The organism is uncultured Maritalea sp. (genome assembly GCF_937139385.1).
In the GTDB taxonomy this organism is placed as follows: Bacteria; Pseudomonadota; Alphaproteobacteria; order Rhizobiales; family Devosiaceae; genus Maritalea; species Maritalea porphyrae_A.
Genome location: NZ_CAKZPW010000309.1, coordinates 1 through 2,372, shown reverse-complemented (window position 1 = coordinate 2,372; position 2,372 = coordinate 1). Strand labels below are relative to the sequence as shown.

General features: G+C 49.3%; 3 protein-coding genes. All 3 read left to right on the top strand.

Going from position 1 to position 2,372, the window contains the following annotated elements:
• Positions 1 to 477 (top strand): sugar ABC transporter permease (locus Q0231_RS12700; protein WP_299347926.1); only part of this gene is annotated, 477 nt, incomplete at its 5' end.
• Positions 470 to 1,321, top strand: coding sequence for a carbohydrate ABC transporter permease (locus Q0231_RS12695; RefSeq protein ID WP_299347925.1), 852 nt, complete (start codon positions 470 to 472; stop codon positions 1,319 to 1,321). The genes Q0231_RS12700 and Q0231_RS12695, both read left to right, overlap by 8 nt.
• Before the next feature lie 44 nt (positions 1,322 to 1,365).
• Positions 1,366 to 2,372 (top strand): extracellular solute-binding protein (locus Q0231_RS12690; RefSeq protein ID WP_299347924.1); only part of this gene is annotated, 1,007 nt, incomplete at its 3' end.

The window sequence follows — 2,372 nt, the reverse complement described above, 5'->3', positions numbered from 1 at the left end:
GTAAATCAACGGCTCAACGCAGTTGGCATTGCTGATATCGCTTGGACAGGATCGTCCGCCGGAGCGATTGCCCTCATTTCCATCAGCCTGACCTGGCGATGGACAGGTTATAACGCTGTAATTATTTTAGCAGGGCTTCAGAGCATTCCCAAAGATATCTATGAAGCCAGTGAGCTTGATGGCGCGAGCCGGTTTACCCAGTTTCTCTACATAACCCTCCCAAATCTTAAACCAGTGATTTTGCTGTGCCTTGTTCTATCAACTTTCGGCACATTGCAGCTGTTCACCGAGCCCACATTGCTCACTGAGGGGGGACCAGGCGTCAGCACCACCACCGTTGCAATGTATATGTACCAACAAGGCTTTAAGAGCTTCAACTTCGGCTATGGGTCCGCGATCGCCTACTTTATCGTATTCATAGGCCTAGGATTGTCCCTGATCCAATTCAAGTTATTGGGGAGCAAATCTGATGCGTAGTGCGACCAAGAGACTATTTCCAAAAGCAGATCGCTGGGCAAAAATCAGCCTCAACTTTTTCATGCTTATCGTTGCAATTGTTTGGCTGACCCCCTTGTGGATGATGACCATCTACGCCTCGCATGACGATCAGATGATTTTTTCTGGCAGCATAATCGCCCACCATGGCGGTCAATTCCTTGAGAACTTTGTCGAACTCCAGTCAAAGCAAGATTTTGTGCGCGCCATTATCAACTCCGTCATTGTTGCCAGTGCGGGTACATTTTTTGGGCTCGTCGTCTCCTCATTGGCTGGCTACGCGCTGGCAAGGTTTAAATTTGCAGGTGCCAAAGCCATCTTTGCAATGATCATCTTCATTCTCGCTGTTCCCGGCATTGCAATCGTTATCCCAGAATACGTAATCTTGGTGCGTTATATGGGGCTTTCAAACACCTATTTCGGGGTGGTTCTCCCCTATTTAGCCAATGCACTCGGCGTATTTTTTATGCGCCAAACATTTTTGGCACTGCCCCAAGAAATCATGGAAGCGGCCTATTTAGACGGCGCGTCGGAACTTCGCATCTTCGCAAAAATTGCGCTGCCCCTCGTGCGGCCCGCAATGGCGTCCTTAGCCATCATATTGTTCATTGCGTGCTGGAATGACTACTTGTGGCCCCTGTTGGTGCTAACCACCGAAGCGCGACAAACAGCCCCGATCGCACTTGGTCGACTTGTCGGCCTGAACACCGTTGCTTGGGGCCCAATGATGGTGGGCGTAACGCTGATGACAATACCATTTGTAACCCTGTTTTTGCTTCTGCAACGCCAAATCGTAAGCGGCATTGCAAATGGCGCAATCAAGTAATCACAAAACCAAGAATTCACTGCGTTCATAAAATGGAGGAAAAAATGAACACATCAACAAAGCGCATTATTGGCGCCCTACTCGTCTGTAATGGCATGTTGCTTTCAACAGCAGCCAATGCAGAAGAAATAACGATTTGGAGTTGGGATACTGCAGCTGAAGCTCTGAAATCCGTTTCTGAGCAATATAATGCGACAAATCCGGCACTCACCGCAAACACAGTAACCAGCCAAGTCTATGATCAACTAACTGCTGGTTGTGCGGCCGGTGGCGTCAACTTGCCAGACGTGGTCTCAATTGAGAACGGCGAAGCCGAGCGCTACATTCAACAATTCCCAGATTGCTTTGTGGAACTTAGTCAATTTGGGGTGGATGAGCTGAAACCACTGTTCTCAGACTACAAATGGGTTGAGTTGCAAAGCGGCGATAACACTTATGGCGTGCCGTGGGATGCTGGCCAAGTGGTGACCTTCTACCGTGCAGATCTGTTCGACAAAGCTGGCATCACCGCCGATGACATTGCCACATGGGACGGCTATATCGAGGCCGGTAAAAAACTTGCCGCTGCCACAAATGGCGAAACACGCATGGCACTCTCAAACTACACATCTGGATTGAACTGGTTCAGCGTTATGGCGCAACAACTTGGTTGCTCTGTGTTTGGAGAAAAAGATGGCGAGACCACAATTCGCGTCAACCAAGCGGGCTGCGTTCGCGCACTTGATCAGGTCAAAAAACTGGCGGACGCAGGTGTAATCGCGCCGGGTGGCTGGAGCGAGAAGCTCACAGCGCTAAAAACTGGAAAAACGGCATCAGCTGTTTACGGTGCTTGGTATGAGGGTTCTGTGCGCAACAATATGCCAGAATTATCAGGCCAATGGCGAGTTACAAAAATGCCCGCTTTTGAAGAAGGTGGAAAACGTGCTGCAAACCTTGGTGGATCAGCATTGTTCATCACCGCCTCATCAAAAAACCCTGCAGCGGCGTACGATTTCGTAAAGTTTGCACTTACCAAACCAGAGATCCAAATCGGCATGCTAATATCGCATGG

What these genes read in the sequence shown, in the direction of transcription:
- Q0231_RS12695 (WP_299347925.1), top strand. Translation starts at nt 470, where the DNA reads ATGCGTAGTGCGACCAAGAGACTATTTCCAAAAGCAGATCGCTGGGCA.